This window comes from Psychrobacter sp. (assembly GCF_049295055.1).
Classification (GTDB): domain Bacteria; phylum Pseudomonadota; class Gammaproteobacteria; order Pseudomonadales; family Moraxellaceae; genus Psychrobacter.
On the sequence record NZ_JBAQQF010000072.1, the window covers coordinates 19,649 to 36,101 of the forward strand.

A 16,453-nucleotide genomic window follows, 5' to 3' on the forward strand; every position below is an offset into this window, starting at 1 on the left:
TTTACTAATTTTTATAGCTGATTTTTTTAAATCTGCTTTTATTAATTAACCTTGGATAACTCTAACTCCATCTTTTTACCATCATTGATTTGGCTCACTTTTACTGGTAAGTAGTCTAAGCTTGGCGCCAACCAAAAACTGGTTGAGCGACTGTTGTCGTCATGTATACGGTCGACACGTACCGTATCAAAGGTTCCAGCAGGAACCGTTATCTTGGTATTACCCGATTTTTTAAACGGTGTTTTTTCTATCTTATCGTGTTTTGCCATGTAGTAATTGCCAGAGAATTTACCATTTAATAAGTCTTGGCGAATTTGCACTTCAAGACTTAAGTCGTCAAAGGCTTGCTGTGCCATCGTCATGGTGGTCGACTTACCTCTATAATTACTCACGACTTTTTTGCTACTTGGATTAAAATCCAGTTTATGCGTACGACCGATTCCCAGTAGTTTATAAGTGGTACTGGCTTGGGTTGGAATGACCGTATTACCGTTAATGGTAAAGGTGCTATTTTGCGCAGCACTGGCGACACCTGCAACCCGTGCATTGACATTATACTTCCAAGTATTGCCTGACTTATTTAGAGCACGAGTGGCGGTGCCTTTATATTTGTCCTCAACCGTAAAAGTATAATCAGCGCTTGAAGGTTGAATATCTTTGGCACTGGCAAAGGTAGGTGCAGCCATACTTAAAGCTCCGATAGCCGCTATGCTGGCTCCAGTGGTTATGACGGTTAATAGCTTGGATTTACTGTGCTTTTTGTCATTATGGTCAGTCATGGAGCGTCCTTAGTTAGTTTTTATCAGAGGATAAGTGAATCAATGTTATATATTTATGCGTTTGCTTTAGATAGTCGGTTGTGTTCACAAGGACTATAATGGTTATAATCTGTTACATTTTCAAGAGTAGAGACATACGCTGACGTTTAGCTCTTGTAGCCGATGTTACTATGATAGCTGCCTATATGATGCTAAGTAACTTGCTGTAAGGTCAGTAAGAATAGACAGATAAGATGACGATTTTTCCATTAACAAGAGTAGTCATCTAATACCATTTATAATGGTCGTTAGGTTTCATATCAATGCCTTTATCTCGGTGTGCTCCGAGCAATTAGGTGTTACTTATCTATAACCGCTGTCTTAATTAAGAAATTCTTGTAAATTTTTTGGCTTTACACTTGAAGCGCACTGTCTCTGCCCCCACTTTTTGATACAAGCTCGACGCTTATATTTATTATGCTGCTTTTGAAAAATGGCATTTGAAGATATAGATATTGAGACAATCAAACCAAATAAATTCTTAATTTAAATAACCAATTATTGGAGACATATTGATGAATATTCGTCCTTTACATGATCGTATTGTTGTCCGCCGCATAGAAGAAGAAACAAAAACGGCTGGTGGTATCTTGCTTCCTGGTTCTGCGCAAGAAAAGCCTTCACAAGGTGAAGTGCTAGCAACTGGTAACGGTCAGATTCGTGACAACGGCGAAACTCGCGCGTTAGATGTAAAAACTGGCGACAAAGTATTGTTCGGTCAATATGCTGGTCAAACCGTGAAAGTTGACGGCGAAGAGCTATTGATTATGAAAGAATCTGATGTATTAGGTGTGTTAGAAGGCTAGTCCTTTTTGAGTATGTTTATACTCAGCACATCTTTGACAACATTATTGAAAAATTATTGAAACATTTAATTGCATTCTCATACTTATAATAGTGGAGTAATTTAACATGGCAAAAGACGTAAAATTCGGCATTGATGCCCGTAAACAAATGATGGATGGCGTAAATATCCTAGCAAACGCTGTACGTGTGACTTTAGGTCCTAAAGGTCGTAACGTGGTTATCGATAAATCTTTTGGCGCGCCTACCATCACTAAAGATGGTGTTTCAGTTGCCAAAGAAATCGAGCTTGAAAACAAATTTGAAAATATGGGCGCTCAATTGGTTCGTGAAGTGGCTAGCCGTACTAACGATGTCGCTGGTGATGGTACGACTACGGCGACGGTATTGGCACAGTCAATCTTACAAGAAGGTATGAAATCTGTTGCCGCTGGCATGAACCCAATGGATCTGAAACGCGGTATCGATAAAGCGGTTCGTGCGGCTGTTGAGCAAATCCATTTGCTATCAACGCCAGCTGACGATTCAAAAGCGATTGCCCAAGTTGGTTCTATCTCTGCCAACTCAGACACCAAAATCGGTGAATTGATTGCTGAAGCGATGGAAAAAGTCGGCAAGCAAGGCGTGATTACCGTTGAAGAAGGTTCAAGCTTTGAAGATACCTTGGAAGTTGTAGAAGGTATGCAGTTTGACCGTGGTTATATCAGCCCGTACTTTGCGAATAAGCAAGATAGCTTAACCGCTGAATTTGAAAACCCGTATATCTTGCTTGTTGATAAAAAAATTAGCAACATCCGTGAAATCGTGCCATTACTTGAGCAAGTGATGCAACAAAGCAAACCGTTGCTAATCATTGCTGAAGACGTCGAAAACGAAGCATTGGCGACTTTAGTAGTCAATAACATGCGTGGCGGCTTAAAAACTTGTGCCGTAAAAGCACCAGGTTTTGGCGATCGTCGTAAAGCAATGCTTGAAGATATCGCAACGCTAACTGGCGGTACGGTTATCTCTGAAGAGATTGGTTTAAGCCTTGAGACTGCGACCCTTGAGCAATTAGGTACGGCTAAAAAAGTGACTATCGGTAAAGAAAACACCGTTATCGTTGATGGTGCTGGTAACTCTGCTGATATCGAAAACCGTGTTGAATCTATCAAACGTCAAGTTGAAGAATCAACGTCTGATTACGATAAAGAAAAGCTTCAAGAGCGTATGGCGAAACTGGCTGGTGGCGTTGCCGTTATCAAAGTAGGCGCTGCGACTGAAACTGAAATGAAAGAGAAGAAAGATCGCGTTGATGATGCGCTACATGCGACTCGTGCAGCGGTTGAAGAAGGCGTTGTACCTGGTGGTGGTGTAGCTTTAGTTCGTGCAATGAATGCATTATCTGAGCTACGTGGCGATAACGATGACCAAAACGCTGGTATCAATATCTTACGCCGCGCAATGGAAGCACCATTACGTCAAATCGTTACTAACTCAGGCGAAGAAGCTTCAGTTGTGGTTAACGAAGTGAAGAGCGGTACTGGTAACTACGGTTACAACGCAGCTTCTGGCGAATATGGCGATATGCTAGAGATGGGTATCCTTGATCCAGCTAAAGTAGCACGCTCAGCACTAGAAAATGCGGCATCTGTTGCAGGCTTAATGCTCACGACCGAAGTCATGATTACTGATTTGCCGCAAGGCGATGACGGTATGGCTGGCATGGGCGGCGGTGGAATGGGCGGTATGGGTGGAATGGGCGGCATGATGTAATTTGTGCTTCGACTAAATTTGTACGACGTTGTTGACCTCGTTTGATGTACTTTATGTACAATCTTCACTTAGTCGCCTAGTCGTACTGCTTTAGTCAATCCATAAAATGCTCGTTAAACCTAGTTAAAATAAAACCCCGATAGGCTGAGCTTATCGGGGTTTTTATGTATATTTTAAAAGCTCCGAATATTATTGAGCACTCTTATCTCGTCTAAACGTCCACGTCTTATCATCCGACGCATCCGCACAATAATAATAACCCGCCAAATCAAATTGTTTAAGCTGTTCAGCATTAGTTAGCCTGTTATCAGCAGCATATTTCACCATCAAGCCACGGGCTTTTTTAGCATAAAAGCTAATGACTTTATATTGACCATTTTTTTCGTCTTCAAATCGCGGCGTGATAACTTCTGCGTTTAGCGCGTTTTTCTTCACAGACTTAAAGTATTCATTAGAGGCAAGATTAACCAATACTTTGTCATTACTATCAGCCATGCGCTCATTAATAGTGTTGGTCACTTCTTCGCCCCAAAACTCATATAAATTATCACCGCGCGCATTTTGCAGCTTGGTGCCCATCTCAAGTCGATACGGCTGTATTAAATCTAACGGTTTAAGCACGCCATATAAGCCAGATAAAATTCCTAAGTGTTCATTGACATAAATAGCGGTGTCTTTATCCATGGCATACATATCAAGTCCCGTATAGACATCACCATCGAACAGATAACCAGCAGGCTTAGCGTTGTCGTCTGTAAAGCGTTCACTAGCACTCCAAGCCCAGTCTTGATTGCGTTTAGCATTCAGCTGCGCTAAATCGTCGGAGATGCTCATCATTTCTTGCAAATCAATTGGCTCTTTAGACTTCAGTATTTTCATTAGCACCTGTGAGTGTTCAATCAGCTCAGGCTGACTATAGTAATTGCCAAGATTAACTGGGATGGCGTTTGTTTCATTCAAAGATTTGGCAGGAGAGAGTAAAAAATACATGGTTATTCCTTATTATAGTGAATCGGCGAACACTCTATTAACGTGTCAAGCTTTCTTATTATACGATACCTACAGGTTTAACTTGACTTACTCGTAGCTGTTTTGTATTTTTAAGTCTTATTATAGATATATGTCAAACATTGAAGTAAGTGTGATTACCTCTGTAAGCTAATGATTGAAAGGCTTTAGGCTGTATAAGAAAAAATAAAAATTTTTAATATAACAATAAAAGTTATACAAGTGGTATAAGTACCTAACTTTTTATTTTACTTGTGGGTCATCATTAGACAATGAAAGTTAGGAGCTGATATCTCTATAATAAAACGGCATGATGGCAAAGCAGCTATCATTTATTAAATTGATAATCTTTGGTCTTAAGCGTTAAACGAACCTGACCAAAGGTTTTTTTGTCCCCTGTGCTTTTTAAATGTGCGTTGAGGGTGTTAAAAAGTAGTCATTAGACATAAGCATAGTCATTAGACGTAAGTAAGGAGACGGTATGAAGATCGGTGTCATTAGTGCAGATAGCGCAAGCGAGAGTCGGGTAGCGCTAACCCCAGACGCGGTAAAAAAATTACGCAAACTTGGGTTTGAAGTCGTCATCGAGTCAGGTGCGGGTCAAGCCGCGTATTATGCTGATGAATTGTATCAGGCTGCGGGTGCTGATATTGTCAATAGTAGCGCTGAGGTCGTCACACAGTCTCAAATTATTACCACGGTCAACGATTTACCAGTAGCGGCGACTGAGCATTTAAAGTCTGGTCAGATTGTCATTGGTATGCTCGACCCATATCGCAATAGCCAACTTGATACTTATGCTGCTAAAGGCGCAACCGCTTTTGCTATGGAACTGCTGCCACGCACATTGTCACGCGCTCAGAATATGGACGTCTTGTCATCACAAGCCAATCTTGCCGGTTATAAAGCAGTGTTGCTCGCAGCCAACGAATACTCGCGTCCGTTTCCGATGTTTATGACCTCAGCGGGCACGGTTAAGCCTGCCAAAGTCGTCATCTTAGGCGTTGGTGTTGCGGGCTTGCAAGCGATTGCGACGGCCAAGCGCTTAGGCGCCGTCGTTGAAGCCAGTGACTTACGTCCGACCGCTCGCGAGCAAGTAGAGTCATTAGGTGGTAAGTGGCTTGATGTACCGATGAGTGCAGAGGAAGCTGAAACAGCTAAGTCCACAGGCGGCTATGCGTGGACACCCTCTGAGCAATATGTCAAAGATCAAGCTGCCGTCGTGGACAAGGCACTGAGCAACGCAGATATTGTCATTACGACTGCACAAATCCCCGGTCGTCAAGCACCGCGTTTGGTACACCAAGCAACCATTGCCAAAATGAAGGCAGGTTCAGTTCTGATCGATATGGCTGCTGGAACAGGCGGCAACGTTGAAGGCAGTGTGCCTGATGAAACTATTATTACGGCCAATGGCGTCCGTATCGTCGGTGCGGCTAATATTCCATCGCAGCTTGCAGCGCAGTCTTCAGATTTTTATGCCAATAATCTTGTCAATTTTATCACCACCTTAATTGCTCCTGCCGCTACAGACGACACTTCAGCGAACACACTGGCACTCAACTTAGACATGGAAGATGAGATTCAAGGCGCATTAGCAGTGACCCATGAGTATCAAGTACGTCTCGCTAAGCGCTAATTTTTAAGTCTTGAATCACAAGTCTCAATTCTTAATGTTTTCATTATCGTACATTTGCCAGTAACGAATAAATTTTTAGGAGGATTAGATGATTGCCACCATTTTAGCTGCAGCGCCAGTCGGTGAGGCCATGAGTAGCACCCCATTTGTAGCGATTTTTACCGTGTTTGTGCTTGCTATTTTCGTTGGATATTACGTCGTTTGGGGCGTCACACCAGCACTACATACACCATTGATGGCTGTCACCAATGCCTTATCAAGTATTGTGATCGTCGGTGCGATGCTACAGACCGTCAACATTGATGGTTCGATCTTTACGCCCACTAGCTTACTTGGGGCTTTTGCGGTATTTTTAGCCAGTATTAATATCTTTGGTGGTTTTGCCGTGACTGAACGTATGCTGTCGATGTTTAAGCCGAAAGTGAAAAAAGCAGTAGTAACTACTGATACGGGAGGTGACGCATGAGTGACTTATCAAATATGATTGCGGCTAATGCGGATTGGTTTTATCTAGTCGGTGCCATTCTTTTTGTTTTGACCCTACGTGGTTTATCTAGTCCAAAGACGGCGATTCGTGGTAACCGTATGGGTATGGTTGCGATGGCGATTGCCGTGGGAACGACGTTCTTCTTAGCGGAAGGTCCCGTACTTTGGTTAATTATCGGTGCGATGGTGTTAGGGGCTATCGTTGGGATGTGGAAGGCAAAAACGGTCGCGATGACTCAAATGCCAGAAACGGTTGCTTTAATGCACTCATTTGTTGGTTTGGCAGCAGTCGCGATTGCGTTAGCAACCGTGCTACATACTGAACAACAGCATGGAACAGTTGCTCGTATCGAATTGTTTATCGGTTGTTTCATCGGTGCGATTACGTTCTCAGCGTCTGTTTTTGCCTTTGGTAAATTGGCGGCTAAAAGCTGGGCGAAAACCTTGGTTGGTGGCTGGGTCAAACCCGTACAAGCGTTGTTGTTTATTGCGATGATTGGTTTTGGCGGCGTGTATTTTGTCACTAACTCATTACCGGCTTTTTATGCCATGGCAGTAATTGCGGTGATATTTGGTTGGATGTGGATTGCCCCCATCGGTGGCGGTGATATGCCAGTGGTTGTATCTCTTTTGAACTCATTTTCAGGTTGGGCAGCAGCAGGTATTGGTTTTACGCTTGGCAACTCAATGTTGATTATCGCAGGTTCGCTAGTGGGTTCATCAGGCGCGATTCTGTCTTATATCATGTGTAAAGCCATGAACCGCTCATTACTTAATGTGCTATTTGGTGGTATGGGCACGTCAGCAGTCGCGGCGGGCGGCGATGATGGTGCGCCAAAAAATTACAAAGCTGGCTCAGCAGAAGATGCGGGCTTCCTTATGGCCAATGCCAGTAGTGTGGTGATTGTTCCGGGTTATGGTATGGCGCAAGGTCGTGCACAAAATGCGGTCAAAGAATTGTATGAGCTGCTAAAAGAAGAAGGCGTCAATGTGCGCTTTGCCATTCATCCAGTTGCAGGACGTATGCCAGGACATATGAACGTCCTTTTGGCTGAAGCAGATGTGCCTTACGATGATATCCTTGAGATGGATGAGATTAACTCAGACTTCGCCAGTACCGATGTGGTATTAGTTATCGGTGCCAACGACGTGGTCAATCCTTCAGCGAAAGATGATCCTACTTCACCAATCTTCGGTATGCCCATTTTAGAAGTGAGCAAAGCCCAAACTGTTATGGTCATTAAGCGTTCGATGAGTACTGGTTATGCCGGTCTTGATAACAGCTTATTCTACATGGACAAAACCATGATGATCTTTGGTGATGCGAAAAAAGTAGTAGAAGAGATGGTACGTAGTATTAATGGTGCTCATTAATTGCCAATATTATAATACCTAAAATATAATGTAAAAAAAGTCACTGCGGTGGCTTTTTTGCGTTAAGGTATTTTACATTTATTCTTGTAAACAACTGCTAATGATAAATAATATTCAATAAGAGAAGTCTTCATGAACATGTTACTGCGTTTTTTTATTATGGTGAGTTTGCTAAAACAACAACTCAAACAGCAATCGGTTAATGAACACCTGAGTATCGAAACATTAATGGTGCCAACTGTCCGTCATTACCGAGTATTACCACACGATATGGGCTTTCGCGATCATCTGCCCAATTATCGTTACTTGTCTTTTATTGAGCTGAATATCACAAAATGGCTAATGGCGTGCTGTCATCAAAAAGGCATCAAAAATCTAGGTTGGATTATCGCCATGCAAGAGATGGTCTATCTCAAGGAGATAAAATTCCTTGATAAGATGACAGTAAGTAGCATGGTTGTTGGTTGGGATCATAAATACGTTTACTTTGAGCATCGCTTTTTTGTTAAAAACCAGCTGATGGGTATTGGCATGACTAAGTTTGTTTTGACCAATAAGCAAGGTAAGTGCGCGCCAGAGATATTAGATATGCTAGGCGAGCAGATAACGGATGTCATTAGCACTTGGAATAACCACCAAGTAGCGGTTAAGTCGACTGACTTTGGTAAGGCTAGTAAATCACCAGCGACGGTATAATGAACTTAGCTATAATCATTTGATGAATTTTGGTAGGATAGAGCCTATCTATTCGATAATGTGTTCAAAAAAATATTTTATAAAAATGATTAGAAATTAAGGTGCCACTATGACCCCGCAGAAGTTAAAATGGACAGATAGCTTAGATATCGCTATCGAGCTTTATGAAAAATTCCCAGAGACGGATCCACAATATATCCGCTTTACCGATTTACATCGCTGGGTGACTGAGCTTGAAGGCTTTGATGACGATCCACAAAGATCAAATGAAGGTATTCTAGAAGCCATTCAGATGAATTGGATTGATGAAGCTGACTAGTTCGATTCTTTTACTATCTTTTAATAGCTTTTAATAACAAACATAACCCTAAGAACAAACATAACCTCAAATAAAAATAGGATCAACAGCTCATGACTCTACAAATTAAAGAGCTAAGCGAAGCACAAATTTGCCAAGGTATCAGCATTCGTACGACCAATATCGCTGAAATCAGCCATGAAACGGCAAAGTTAGGCAAGCTATGGCAAAAATTCTATCAAAATCATGTGAGCCATCTTGAAAAGGATGAGGATGTATACGGTATTTATCATAACTATGAGAGTGATGACGTTGGCGCTTTTGATGTGGTCGCCAGTTGGAAGGCGTCCAGTCAGCAAGATGAGCAAGATCAGGTAAACAGTGGCGATTCTTTAACTGCTGGTAATACTGGCAAGAATAGTAACTTAGTGACGGTCAATATTCCTGCAGGAAAGTATTTGGTATTCTCTGAGCACGGTAGAATGCCTAATACTGTGATGAATGCTTGGGAAAAGGCTTGGGACTATTTTAATAGTGTAAGCTGTGAGCATACACGACTTTATAATGTCGATTTTGAGCACTATATCGATGGCAATCTAGAATTCGGTCAAGTTGATCTTTATATTGGCGTTGAGTAAAGCTATCAGGACCATAAAAAGTAAACTCTAAAAGGATAGCCTGTGACGATGCAGCAAGTGACCTATCAAATCAATAGCGCAATCACCCCTGAGCAGTTTACCGATGTGCTGAGTAAATCTAGCTTAGGCGCGCGCCGTCCTTTAGATAATTACTATGTCATAAAGGGCATGTTAGACAATGCTGATTTGTTAGTTACGGCTTGGGTAAATGAGGAGCATGAAGAGGCGGTAAATAACAGCGAGAGTAACAAGAAACTGATAGGCGTCGCACGTTGTGTGACTGACTTTAGCTATTGTTGTTATTTATCAGATATCGCTGTCGATGAAGCCTACCAAAAACAAGGTATTGGTAAATCAATGATTAAAAAAATTGAGCAGCAATTACCGCCAAGCTGCAAAATTATTTTATTATCAGCTCCGCAAGCCAGCGATTACTATCCAAAGATTGGTTTTACCAAGCATGAGAGTGCATGGGTTAAAGTAAAATCATAGAATTAAATTAATATATATAATCTTTAACAGTATTAAGCTACAGTATCGTCATTTTATCCTATCACTTCTATAATTATCACACAGAAGACGGTTGTGGTGTTTTCGCACCTCTTAACTTCGTCTTCATCGGAATTTCAATAGTCTTGTATACGATTACCGAAAACCCCACTGATAATGTCATAAATATTATAGACATAAAGGGTGATTGAAGGTTGGTCGGCAAAAACCCTAAAGAATAGAAGCTAACAAATGACCAATGAGTGATATACAGCGCATAGCTGGATTCACCTAATAATATTAAAAATGGCATATTTAAAAGCTTAGATATAAAGGTTTGTCCTGTAGACAATGCGAAGATAATTCCTAAAAAAGGAATTAATAGAATGCTAAATTTTACTGAATTATTTATTAGCCAGTAAGCTTCATTATTATCTGCATAACCTGTGGTATAAACCCTACCAAAGAACCAAACAATACTGACTACAATGACTATATTTCTTTTAATCTCTGACCCAAAAAATAAGTCTTTAAAACGTTGAGTTTCAGAATCTTTCATTAAAAATAACTTGCCACCTATGCAGCCAGCAATAAATTCAGGCAGCCTAAGTATGGGCGTAAAATACTGAATTGAATAAGAGGTGCCGGAGGGAAGCGAATGTTTATAATATATCTGATCTAATACGACAGAATATACAACAGAGCTTATTATTAATAAAGCTATTAAGAATAGTATCAATTTCTTAAAGCTTTCTAAGTATTTAACTAGCCAATAACAGATAAGAGGGAAGCACATATAAAAGAACAGCTCAGTAGAAATACTCCAGGAAGGGGTATTCCAAACTAAGGTATAAGGAGCTCCAGGCACCCAAGATTGAAGTCCAAAGGCGTTAATTAGCCAAGATGCCCAATACAATATTTCTTGACTAGCAAACTCACCATTGTTGACACGTACACTCACTTGAAAAAATGAATTCAATAATAATGCAAAAATGTAAACGGGGTAGAGTCGCGCAAACCGTAACTGCTGAAATTTCCAAAATTGATTGACACTTGTAGATTTGCCAAACCAAGATTCGTAATTGTACATTAAGATAAAACCGCTCAATACAAAAAAGAAAGTAACGCCATACTGACCCGAAATTAAGAAGGTCATAAGGGCTTCGTTTTTTACCCCCAAATAGTCCCTAAAATGTAATACTACAATAGCGAATGCAGCAAAGAACCGTAAGCTTGATAGCTCATTAAGATGTTTTTTGGTAGCCATGCTAAATCCAGCAAAAATAATATTCCCGCATTATTACAAATAGTGAGTCAATAAGATATTATTAAATCCAATATTAGCACCATTTAAATATTTAATAATAAATTCTCTAATATCCCCACATATATTTGCGCCAACTTACCCAAATCGTCAACCTCAACCTTTTCATCAACTTGATGAATAGTCGCGTTACGTACACCGAGTTCAACCACTTGCGCGCCTGTTGGGGCAATAAAGCGACCGTCAGATGTGCCACCAGAAGTAGATAGAGTGGTGTCAGTTCCCGTTACTGATTTAATTGCTTGCTGGCAGGCCGAGACTAGCTTGCCTTCTGGCGTTAAAAATGGCTGACCTGATAATTTCCAATTGATTTCATAATTGGCTTTGCTATCGGCAAAGTGTTTGTCAAATATCCTATGTGTTTTCGCTTTTAGCTCATCTTCTGTGGTTTCAGTTGAGAAGCGAAAGTTAAAGACTGCTTCCAATGTTTCTGGAATGACGTTGGTTGCGCCCGTGCCACTATTAATATTAGATATTTGCAGGGAAGTCGCAGGGAAGTAATCATTACCAGTATCCCATGTAGCCGCCGTTAATTCTGCTAGCGCTGCCATAGCTGCATGGATAGGATTTGAGGCAAGGTGCGGATAGGCGACATGACCTTGTTTACCGGTGACAGTGAGTACTGCACCCAATGAGCCACGCCGCCCGTTTTTGATAATATCACCCAGTGTATCAGTGCTCGACGGCTCGCCAACGAGACAGTAAGTAATTTTTTCTTGACGGGATTCCAAGGTTTCTATTACTTTAACTGTACCATTGATTGACGGACCTTCTTCATCTGAGGTAATCAAAAAAGCAATAGAGCCATTGTGTTTAGGATGATTCGCCACAAAACGTTCAGCGGCGATAGTAAAAGCGGCAATACCCGTTTTCATGTCAGCGGCACCGCGTGCCCATAAATAACCATCAGCAATGGTTGGGGTAAAGGGTGGATACGTCCAATTTTTTTCATCTCCTGTCGGTACGACATCGGTATGACCGGCAAAACAAATGACTGGATCTGCTTTACCACGGCGCGCCCATAAGTTTTTAACCTCAGCATGTTCGCCTTTGGCTTGTCTATCACCGTAATACATAAATTCGCAATCAAATCCTGCTTGCGTCAGCCGCTCAGATAAGATGTCTTGACAGCCATCATCATCTGGGGTGACAGAAGGACGTTCAAGTAGGGCGATACTCAAATCCAAGGTTGCTCGTTGAGGAGTTAACTGTTGATGTGATTGAGAAGTTAGGTCTTTATGAATATTTGACATGAGAAGCCTTTTTTATTATAAAGTGATAGATAGAGAAATTAGAGATAGAACAGTTAAATAGGTATCGCTCGTGTGCGATTTAGCACAAATGTTACAGCACTTAAACAGCGCCTAAATAGTATCTTCAACAAACGGCACTAAGCCATCACGTCTTAACCAAGTAGCGATAGAGTAGCGTTGACGATGGGCGATTTGTACTTGATGCTGTAGGTCGCTATCAAATATTATTAATCTGTTCGCAACAGGCATGACATTATGGTGAATGCCATGTTTATCGACGATTTCTAAAGCACCGCCGTCATTCGCTGTCCAATCATCATTGAGATAAAACACGGCCGAGATGACACGCTCATCACGACCAGCTGGATTATCACTATGCCATTGGTAGCCAAAACCGACTGGATAACAAGCGTAATGTGCTTCACTATGGCGAATACCAGCGAATAAGCTGCGATTGAATAAAGTGGCAAGCGTATTGATACTTTGCAAATAATGATAGCCTGCAAAGAAATTTTCAGTAATCCAGCGGATTTTATCACCGCGAATATCGCTGATACGAATACCTGCCGTCAGCTGTGCATCACGATAGTCAATAAAGCCACTTTCTGCTTGCAGCGCTAACAAGGCTTTTTGCTCAAAAACATCGTCGATAGTCAGCCAACCATCGTTAACAAAGATATCAAGTTGACGGTCTGTCAGCTTGTTTTCCCAGTTGACCTCAAAATCAGAGGATAGTAATAAAGGTTGAGTGGGTGACTTTTGGCTATCGTCATCGCTATGCGGAAACAGTAAATGAGGACTGTCCTGTTCTATCGGATTGTTGACGACCAACTTTGTCACATCAAGATTGCTAATAATCTTCGTCATTTTATCTCGCTATTGTCCATCATCTGTCATTACACTGCCAATCTATGCTTTTACACGACCAATCTATGCCTTTTTACCAAAACCATCGTTATTTTTTACCCATCCTATGCTACCATAGATGCAATTTTTCTTATTTAAACTTTTGAACTTATGAATTATAAACACGCCTATCATGCTGGTAACTTTGCCGATGTTGTTAAACACATTCTATTGGTACAACTGCTGAATCAAATGGGGCAAAAAAATAAACCTTTTTATGTACTTGATGCTTATGGCGGTCGTGGACTGTATTCGCTTGGTAGTGAAGAGGCGCGCAAGACGGGTGAAGCTAAAGGTGGTATTCAAGCCTTAGTAACAGCCAATGTCGAAAAAGCACCGACTGCGGTCAAAGATTATATGGAAGGTATCAAACAAGCCCGTTTTACCTATGACAAAAAGGTCTATCCTGGCTCGCCGTGGTGGATTGCCCATCATATTGAAAAAAATCCTGATGCTGGCGTGCGCGGTGAAGCGTTTGAAGCCAAAGCCAGCGAGTACGACGCACTGAACTATCAGCTACATAAATTACCAATCGGTATTCATCATCGCAATTCGTTTGAAGGTATCGCTGCGGTCATTCCGCCAAAAGAGAAGCGTGGTTTGATATTCTTGGATCCTCCTTACGAGCAAGAGCATAAAGACTTTACTCGTTTGATTGATCTATTGGTGCACTCTTATAATAAGTGGCCACAAGGTACTTATGCGTTATGGTTCCCGATTAAAAACATCGAAGCGGTTGAGCTGTTTTATAAAAAGCTCAAGCGTACTGAGATGAGACGTCAACTGGTTTGTGAGCTAAATATTTATCCTAAAGACATTCCTGTCGGTCTAAATGGTACAGGGTTACTTGTGATCAATCCGCCATGGCAGTTTGATAATCATGCTCGTGAGATACTGCGTTTCTTACAACCGATATTAAAAGTTGCTGATGCACCAGATTTAACACCTGATAGTGCAACCACCGTCCGCTGGTTGGTTGGCGAATAAGGATATTGTTATGACGACTGATCAATCATCAAGTAACCTTGAAAAAAACAGTCTTGCAAAGGGCGGTCTGGTCACTGATAAAGTGATGAATGACGGTTTGATCACAGAGCCTTTATTACAAGATAGCGCCGCCACTCAACCGCCTTTTATCGATGAGCATGATTTCGATATTCGCTTGGCAGATAATGAGAACTATGATGGCTTGACGTTTGAGGTGATTGAAGCAGAAGTCGCTGAAGGTAAGAGGGTGGTCAGTCGCGGTGTTTATTTGGCACCCAACTTGATTACTACTCTATCGCTGCTGTCAGGCTTTTATTCTATTTTAGCCAGTACCCAAGGCGAGTTCTATAAAGCCTCCTTAGCGATTTTCTTATCGGCTATTTTAGATGGTGCAGATGGCAGGGTGGCGCGTATGCTGAATGCGCAAAGCCCTTTTGGCGAGCAGTATGATTCGCTTGCCGATATGCTGGCCTTTGGTGTTGCGCCTGCCATTCTCATTTACAGTTTTGCTCTAGAGCCATTAGGTCGTATTGGACTTGGTTGTGCGTTTGTCTTTACCGCTTGCGGGGCGTTTCGTTTGGCACGCTTTAATGTGCAGGTTGGCACAGTCGATAAGAAGTATTTTGTCGGTTTGGCAAGTCCACTTGCTGCAATCTTAGTAACGGCAGCAGTGATGGTCGCTATCGATCATAATCAATGGATAGGGCAATATGATTCATTAGTGATGACTTTGTTTGCCGCTTGGGTCGTTATTTGCGGTCTGCTTATGGTCAGCAACGTCAAATACTATAGCTTTAAAGAGTTTGATAAGAAAAAAGTACCATTTGTAGTGCTTATCGTTGGCGTACTGATCATGAGTATCGTGTTGTACGATATCCCTGTTGGCATCTTAGCGATTGGCATTATTTATGCTTTATCAGGTATTGTCACAACCTTAAAAGCCAAAGCCAGCAGTTAATTCTATAACTGCTTTATAGTAAACATTAGCTTAAGGTATATAAATAAAAACCGCTTATTCTTAATAGGCGGTTTTTTTGTGTGTTAGGGTGAATTGGATATTTTAATATAGTTCTGATAGACATAATTTTAATAACTGAAATGAGAAGAGCAAGGTAGTGTAAATAACCGTTAATTAGATATAATGTTAAAGACTCATCATATGGTATTGTATAGAATCTATATAAAGATCATACGATTAGCCTTCCTATAATGCTATTTGATAATAAAGCCGAGGTTATTATGCTGAAATTACCTAGTTTTAATCGTCTATTGCCTTTTTCAGATACTTCATCGCATTTGTTAAAAGTGTTAATGGCAAGTGCTTTATTTTCATTGTCATTCGTTTCAGTATCTTCACATGCCACTACTAACAACTCAGCCAGCCCCATATCTCGCGCTGAAGCTGCCAATCCTGCTAACTTCTATCATTTAAATATTAATGGTGACGCCGTTACTTCTGCATCAGCGCCGTGTTCTATGAAAAAAGGACTGATTGCTTGTGGACTTGAAAAGCTCAAACTCATCAATAGCAGTGTTAATGCAGTGCACGCGGACTATGATTTGGCGCAAGCTTTTTACTATCCATCAAAAGCGCAGCCGAAAACAGCGGTTGTTGTGATTACCCGTTCTGGTCTCATGGATGATACCGTTAGTGCCGAACGTTATCGTATTAGCTTTACCCTCAAAGGTAAACCGTCTGATTTAAATTGGTATTGGGTTCAATATGGCGTGCAATATCAATGTCTTCGTGGTAATAAAACAGGAAAATGGACTAAGAATATTTGCCCTTAATAGAGTTTTATATTGATAGGCAGATTTAGGGTTACCAAAGAATTGTCGAAGTGATTGCACAAACCCCTTGACCCTCTTTCAAATGTGCGTATAATGCCACCCAGTCGGAAGGGAAGGCGGATTACTTAAGTAGCGTGCTACTTCAATCCAAATTATATCTAAATAACTTCTTGACATACAGATTAAA

General features: G+C 41.2%; 17 protein-coding genes. 12 read left to right on the forward strand and 5 right to left on the reverse strand.

Annotated features, from left to right (window positions below; genetic code table 11):
- Positions 1-41: 41 nt before the first annotated feature.
- Positions 42-779: a DUF3108 domain-containing protein gene (locus tag WAZ74_RS10835; RefSeq protein ID WP_422308314.1), complete on the reverse strand. Its 738-nt coding sequence runs from the start codon at positions 777-779 to the stop codon at positions 42-44.
- Positions 780-1,330: 551 nt separating this feature from the next.
- Here WAZ74_RS10835 and WAZ74_RS10840 point away from each other — a divergent pair.
- Both WAZ74_RS10840 and groL read left to right on the forward strand, forming a co-directional pair.
- Positions 1,331-1,624, forward strand: a complete 294-nt coding sequence (locus tag WAZ74_RS10840; RefSeq protein ID WP_041757514.1) for a co-chaperone GroES — start codon at positions 1,331-1,333, stop codon at positions 1,622-1,624.
- A gap of 106 nt (positions 1,625-1,730) precedes the next feature.
- On the forward strand, positions 1,731-3,377 hold the full coding sequence (gene groL, locus WAZ74_RS10845) for a chaperonin GroEL (protein WP_422308315.1): 1,647 nt from the start codon (positions 1,731-1,733) through the stop codon (positions 3,375-3,377).
- Between the two features lie 189 nt (positions 3,378-3,566).
- Here the strand turns inward: groL and yaaA are convergent, their stop codons facing one another.
- Positions 3,567-4,367, reverse strand: a complete 801-nt coding sequence (gene yaaA, locus WAZ74_RS10850; RefSeq protein WP_422308316.1) for a peroxide stress protein YaaA — start codon at positions 4,365-4,367, stop codon at positions 3,567-3,569.
- A gap of 499 nt (positions 4,368-4,866) precedes the next feature.
- On the opposite strand from yaaA, the gene WAZ74_RS10855 reads away from it, so the two are divergent.
- From WAZ74_RS10855 to WAZ74_RS10885, 7 genes are all read left to right on the forward strand, one after another.
- Positions 4,867-6,024: a Re/Si-specific NAD(P)(+) transhydrogenase subunit alpha gene (locus WAZ74_RS10855; RefSeq protein ID WP_422308317.1), complete on the forward strand. Its 1,158-nt coding sequence runs from the start codon at positions 4,867-4,869 to the stop codon at positions 6,022-6,024.
- Positions 6,025-6,112: 88 nt separating this feature from the next.
- The gene (locus tag WAZ74_RS10860) at positions 6,113-6,490 is read left to right on the forward strand and encodes a proton-translocating transhydrogenase family protein (RefSeq protein ID WP_422308318.1); all 378 of its coding nucleotides are present in this window, start codon (positions 6,113-6,115) and stop codon (positions 6,488-6,490) included.
- A 14-nt stretch (positions 6,491-6,504) separates the two neighbouring features.
- Entirely contained in the window at positions 6,505-7,884 is a 1,380-nt protein-coding gene (locus WAZ74_RS10865) for an NAD(P)(+) transhydrogenase (Re/Si-specific) subunit beta (protein WP_422308328.1), read from the forward strand.
- Positions 7,885-8,016: 132 nt separating this feature from the next.
- Complete coding sequence (locus WAZ74_RS10870; protein WP_422308319.1) at positions 8,017-8,580, forward strand: acyl-CoA thioesterase; 564 nt, start codon at positions 8,017-8,019, stop codon at positions 8,578-8,580.
- A gap of 109 nt (positions 8,581-8,689) precedes the next feature.
- Positions 8,690-8,899: a Fe-S cluster assembly protein IscX gene (gene iscX / locus WAZ74_RS10875; protein WP_011279849.1), complete on the forward strand. Its 210-nt coding sequence runs from the start codon at positions 8,690-8,692 to the stop codon at positions 8,897-8,899.
- 92 nt (positions 8,900-8,991) lie between these two features.
- Positions 8,992-9,516 (forward strand): GyrI-like domain-containing protein, encoded by a 525-nt coding sequence (locus WAZ74_RS10880; protein WP_422308320.1) that lies wholly within the window; start codon positions 8,992-8,994, stop codon positions 9,514-9,516.
- A 48-nt stretch (positions 9,517-9,564) separates the two neighbouring features.
- Positions 9,565-10,008: a GNAT family N-acetyltransferase gene (locus WAZ74_RS10885; RefSeq protein WP_422308329.1), complete on the forward strand. Its 444-nt coding sequence runs from the start codon at positions 9,565-9,567 to the stop codon at positions 10,006-10,008.
- Positions 10,009-10,084: 76 nt separating this feature from the next.
- Here WAZ74_RS10885 and WAZ74_RS10890 read toward each other — a convergent pair whose 3' ends face one another.
- The 3 genes from WAZ74_RS10890 to WAZ74_RS10900 form a co-directional block, all read right to left on the reverse strand.
- Entirely contained in the window at positions 10,085-11,272 is a 1,188-nt protein-coding gene (locus WAZ74_RS10890) for an acyltransferase family protein (protein WP_422308321.1), read from the reverse strand.
- A gap of 83 nt (positions 11,273-11,355) precedes the next feature.
- The gene (gene dapE, locus WAZ74_RS10895) at positions 11,356-12,582 is read right to left on the reverse strand and encodes a succinyl-diaminopimelate desuccinylase (protein ID WP_422308322.1); all 1,227 of its coding nucleotides are present in this window, start codon (positions 12,580-12,582) and stop codon (positions 11,356-11,358) included.
- 111 nt (positions 12,583-12,693) lie between these two features.
- Positions 12,694-13,449 carry a 2OG-Fe(II) oxygenase gene (locus tag WAZ74_RS10900; RefSeq protein WP_422308323.1) on the reverse strand — a complete coding sequence of 252 codons (756 nt, stop codon included), beginning with the start codon at positions 13,447-13,449 and terminating at the stop codon, positions 12,694-12,696.
- Positions 13,450-13,599: 150 nt separating this feature from the next.
- Here WAZ74_RS10900 and WAZ74_RS10905 point away from each other — a divergent pair, with 150 nt between their 5' ends.
- From WAZ74_RS10905 to WAZ74_RS10915, 3 genes are all read left to right on the forward strand, one after another.
- Positions 13,600-14,475, forward strand: a complete 876-nt coding sequence (locus WAZ74_RS10905) for a 23S rRNA (adenine(2030)-N(6))-methyltransferase RlmJ (RefSeq protein ID WP_422308324.1) — start codon at positions 13,600-13,602, stop codon at positions 14,473-14,475.
- A gap of 10 nt (positions 14,476-14,485) precedes the next feature.
- Complete coding sequence (gene pssA, locus WAZ74_RS10910; RefSeq protein WP_422308325.1) at positions 14,486-15,433, forward strand: CDP-diacylglycerol--serine O-phosphatidyltransferase; 948 nt, start codon at positions 14,486-14,488, stop codon at positions 15,431-15,433.
- Positions 15,434-15,714: 281 nt separating this feature from the next.
- Entirely contained in the window at positions 15,715-16,266 is a 552-nt protein-coding gene (locus WAZ74_RS10915; RefSeq protein ID WP_422308326.1) for a hypothetical protein, read from the forward strand.
- Positions 16,267-16,453 lie beyond the last annotated feature (187 nt).

Excerpts from the sequence above, each read along its gene's own strand:
- WAZ74_RS10835 (WP_422308314.1), bottom strand. The coding sequence starts at position 779 with ATGACTGACCATAATGACAAAAAGCACAGTAAATCCAAGCTATTAACC.
- groL (WP_422308315.1), top strand. The coding sequence starts at position 1,731 with ATGGCAAAAGACGTAAAATTCGGCATTGATGCCCGTAAACAAATGATG.
- yaaA (WP_422308316.1), bottom strand. The coding sequence starts at position 4,367 with ATGTATTTTTTACTCTCTCCTGCCAAATCTTTGAATGAAACAAACGCC.
- WAZ74_RS10855 (WP_422308317.1), top strand. The coding sequence starts at position 4,867 with ATGAAGATCGGTGTCATTAGTGCAGATAGCGCAAGCGAGAGTCGGGTA.
- WAZ74_RS10860 (WP_422308318.1), top strand. The coding sequence starts at position 6,113 with ATGATTGCCACCATTTTAGCTGCAGCGCCAGTCGGTGAGGCCATGAGT.
- WAZ74_RS10865 (WP_422308328.1), top strand. The coding sequence starts at position 6,505 with ATGATTGCGGCTAATGCGGATTGGTTTTATCTAGTCGGTGCCATTCTT.
- WAZ74_RS10870 (WP_422308319.1), top strand. The coding sequence starts at position 8,017 with ATGAACATGTTACTGCGTTTTTTTATTATGGTGAGTTTGCTAAAACAA.
- iscX (WP_011279849.1), top strand. The coding sequence starts at position 8,690 with ATGACCCCGCAGAAGTTAAAATGGACAGATAGCTTAGATATCGCTATC.
- WAZ74_RS10880 (WP_422308320.1), top strand. The coding sequence starts at position 8,992 with ATGACTCTACAAATTAAAGAGCTAAGCGAAGCACAAATTTGCCAAGGT.
- WAZ74_RS10885 (WP_422308329.1), top strand. The coding sequence starts at position 9,565 with ATGCAGCAAGTGACCTATCAAATCAATAGCGCAATCACCCCTGAGCAG.
- WAZ74_RS10890 (WP_422308321.1), bottom strand. The coding sequence starts at position 11,272 with ATGGCTACCAAAAAACATCTTAATGAGCTATCAAGCTTACGGTTCTTT.
- dapE (WP_422308322.1), bottom strand. The coding sequence starts at position 12,582 with ATGTCAAATATTCATAAAGACCTAACTTCTCAATCACATCAACAGTTA.
- WAZ74_RS10900 (WP_422308323.1), bottom strand. The coding sequence starts at position 13,449 with ATGACGAAGATTATTAGCAATCTTGATGTGACAAAGTTGGTCGTCAAC.
- WAZ74_RS10905 (WP_422308324.1), top strand. The coding sequence starts at position 13,600 with ATGAATTATAAACACGCCTATCATGCTGGTAACTTTGCCGATGTTGTT.
- pssA (WP_422308325.1), top strand. The coding sequence starts at position 14,486 with ATGACGACTGATCAATCATCAAGTAACCTTGAAAAAAACAGTCTTGCA.
- WAZ74_RS10915 (WP_422308326.1), top strand. The coding sequence starts at position 15,715 with ATGCTGAAATTACCTAGTTTTAATCGTCTATTGCCTTTTTCAGATACT.